The sequence below is a fragment of the Acetobacter papayae genome, from assembly GCF_047721125.1.
In the GTDB taxonomy this organism is placed as follows: domain Bacteria; phylum Pseudomonadota; class Alphaproteobacteria; order Acetobacterales; family Acetobacteraceae; genus Acetobacter; species Acetobacter papayae.
This window is the reverse complement of sequence record NZ_JBDNWF010000064.1, coordinates 1-3,054: the sequence shown is the minus strand read 5'-3', so window position 1 is coordinate 3,054 and position 3,054 is coordinate 1. Positions and strand designations below refer to the sequence as shown.

The following is a 3,054-nucleotide window of genomic DNA, read 5'->3' as shown; positions in this document are numbered from 1 at the left end:
GGTCATGACTGTTTTCTTGTTCTCCGTTGGCCCGGCCCAGGCCCCTGACTGTCAGGCACCGGGGTCAGGCCGGTGATGGGCCTTTCCTGCGGAATGCGTCAAGGCTGACAACCTGCGAGGCTGCCTCACCCTGTGTTTCCGCCCCGGACTCTTCGGGCGTGTGCTCTTCGTGCGCTTCTTCAGCGGCTTCGTCCTCCAGTTCCTCAGCCGCGAATTGCAGGCTGAAGCCGATGGACGGGTCCGCAAAGCCCGTAAAGGCCCACACGGGTATGACCAGCGTTGTGCCTACACCCCCAAAGGACAACCCGACCGATACGATATCGGTCTCGTGATCGACCTTGAGGTCCCAGAACTGGTGTTGCAGGACGATGGTCATTTCGTGCGGGTACTGGGCGCGCAGGCGAGCTGGAATTTCCACGCCCGGAAAGTCCGTGCGGAAAGTCAGATAGAAATGATGGTCGCCCGCAAGCCCTTCGCGGCTCACATGTTCGAGCGCGTTGATCATCACGCTTCTGTAGGCGAGGTTCAGCCAGCGTTCATAAGGCAGCAGGCCGGAGGGGGGGAAGGTGGCATTCTCGCCGGTGTTATCGTGGTCATCGGTCATGCCTGCTCTCCTTGCCGCCGGGTGGGGGTGTTGTGCCAGCCATGCGCGAAAAGCCGCGTCAGTGCAACCTGTCACACCCAACTGTGTGCGCCATGGTGGCCCGTATTGCTCAGTGCGCAGCACCGCATGGGCATGCAAAGCCCGGTCATGCGGTGTTGTCTGGCAGAGTCGTTATGAAGTGGGAGGGCTTCTGTTGCCCGGTGCCCTCCCGAACCGCGCTTATCGCTTATGCAGCGACAGCGAGCACCTCAGTGTTATCATTGGCACTTGTAAAATTAGCCCGATAACGGTGGTACAATACCGGGCAAAAAAGATGTCTTTACTGCGCGTGTCGAGCCTGTTTCGTCCCCAGTGATCCTGACCGTTATCCGGCTGGGATTTTTGGTGGAGACGCCGGGTACCGCCCCCGGGTCCACTACGCCTATGCCACACCCCGTTTATTGCCATAGCCGCGAGAAAACTCCCGGCACCCCCAACATAGGCGGCGTGCGGCGCAGGCGCAAGGGCTGCGCGCGCTTAAGCCCTTTCATCCTGCGGGGGTAACCTGTACAACCGCCGCGTATCGTCCACATGGTAATGGTAAAAGGCCCCCGCGCATGCCCCTGACCGAAGAACAACGCGCCGAGATCGCAGCCCACGGGCAGGAAGTCTCCTCCACGCTGCGGCCGAGTGTCCCTGCGCTCGAGGCCATGCTGTACCAGCCGCTGGAAGTGCTGGACCACGGCTTTTTGCGGGTGATCGACTATATGGGCGATGACGGGGCTATCGTGCAGGCTGCACGGGTCTCCTACGGGCGTGGCACGCGCAAGGTGACGGAAGACGCGGCGCTGATCCGCTATCTCATGCGGCACCGCCATTCCTCACCGTTCGAGATGTGCGAGATCAAGTTTCACGTCAAACTGCCGATTTTTGTTGCCCGGCAGTGGATTCGCCACCGTATGGCGAGCGTGAACGAATATTCCGCCCGCTACTCCATTCTCGATAACGAGTTCTATCTGCCCGCCCCCGAGAACATGGCGGCACAGAGCGCGGTCAACCGGCAGGGCCGTGGGGAAACACTGGCCCCGCAGGCCGCAGCCGAGGTGCTCGATATCCTGCGGGGCGATGCCCTGCGCGCTTTTGGCGATTACGAACGCATGCTGGATGAAAAGGAAGGCTACGGCCTTGCCCGCGAGCTTGCGCGCATCAACCTGACGCTCAACACCTATACCCAGTGGTACTGGAAGACAGACCTGCATAACCTCATGCATTTTCTGGCTCTGCGCATAGACCCGCACGCCCAGTACGAAATTCGTGTCTATGCCGAGGAAATGCTCAAGGTGCTGCATGCTTGGGTGCCGCAGGCGGCGGCCGCTTTCGAGGAATACCGCCGGGGTGCCGTGACCTTTTCCGCTACCATGATGTCGGTTCTGCGCCGCATGCTGGCGGGCGAGGTGGTGGAGCAGGCCGCATCAGGCCTGAGCCGCCGCGAATGGGATGAAATGCAGGCCACTCTGAAAGGCTGAGCCATTTCTGCCGGGCACGACCCGGCAGCCCCGTTACCCACCCGCTTTTTGTCTGGCAGCCTGACGGGTGGTTTTGTGTGCCGGGGGCGTGGCCCGGCACACCGTGTCTGTATTCAGGCCTTGGACTGGGCTCTGAGGGCCTGCGCCACGGTATGGGCAATGTGCCGCCATGCCTTACCCCCCTCGCTTTGCGGCGCACCCACCACAACCGGTACCCCGTTATCGCCACTGGCGCGAATATCGGCTAGCAGTGGGACATCACCCAGAAACGGCACGCCCAGCGCTTCGGCTTCCTTGCGGGCACCCCCATGGCCGAACAGTTCGGTATTATGGCCGCAGTTGGGGCAGCAGAAATACGACATGTTCTCGATCAGCCCCAGCAGCGGCACCCCGACCTTTTCAAACAGGGTTACGGCGCGGCGGGCATCTATCAGGGCGATATCCTGCGGGGTGGAGACGATAACCGCCCCGGCTAGCGGCACTTTCTGCGTGAGCGACAGTTGCGCATCGCCCGTGCCGGGGGGCAGGTCGACCACCATCACATCCAGCGTGCCCCAGTCCACATCGACCAGAAGCTGGTTGATGGCCCCCATGACCATGGGGCCGCGCCAGATCATGGCGGCGTTTTCATCCACCAGCATGCCGAGCGACATGGCCCGTATGCCCCATGCTTCCACAGGCTGGATGCGGCCTTCCACCACGGCCGGGCGACCTTGCGTGCCCAGCATGCGGTGCAGTGAAGGACCGTGAATATCGGCATCCATCAGCCCGACTTTCAGGCCTTCCATGGCCAGCCCGGCCGCCAGATTGACGGCGGTGGTGGACTTACCCACTCCGCCTTTGCCGGATGCTACGGCAATAACCGTGCGCACACCCGGCAGAACCGGGGCATTGGCCGCAGGGGCCGGGCCACCCAGCGGCCTGTGGCCTGCGGCAGCGCGGGGG

3 protein-coding genes and 1 other RNA gene are annotated in these 3,054 nt (G+C 62.5%); 1 reads left to right on the top strand and 3 read right to left on the bottom strand.

The features are described 5' to 3' along the window. Positions 1–64: 64 nt before the first annotated feature. Positions 65–604, bottom strand: a complete 540-nt coding sequence (locus tag ABF757_RS12110) for an SspB family protein (RefSeq protein ID WP_025860683.1) — start codon at positions 602–604, stop codon at positions 65–67. Between the two features lie 177 nt (positions 605–781). Then, positions 782–1,111: a transfer-messenger RNA gene (gene ssrA / locus ABF757_RS12105) on the bottom strand. Positions 1,112–1,200: 89 nt separating this feature from the next. Here ssrA and thyX point away from each other — a divergent pair. After that, positions 1,201–2,109: an FAD-dependent thymidylate synthase gene (gene thyX, locus ABF757_RS12100; protein ID WP_025860684.1), complete on the top strand. Its 909-nt coding sequence runs from the start codon at positions 1,201–1,203 to the stop codon at positions 2,107–2,109. Between the two features lie 113 nt (positions 2,110–2,222). On the opposite strand, the gene ABF757_RS12095 is transcribed toward thyX, so the two are convergent. Beyond that, positions 2,223–3,054: Mrp/NBP35 family ATP-binding protein (locus ABF757_RS12095; protein ID WP_415482583.1), on the bottom strand; the 832-nt coding region annotated here is incomplete at its 5' end.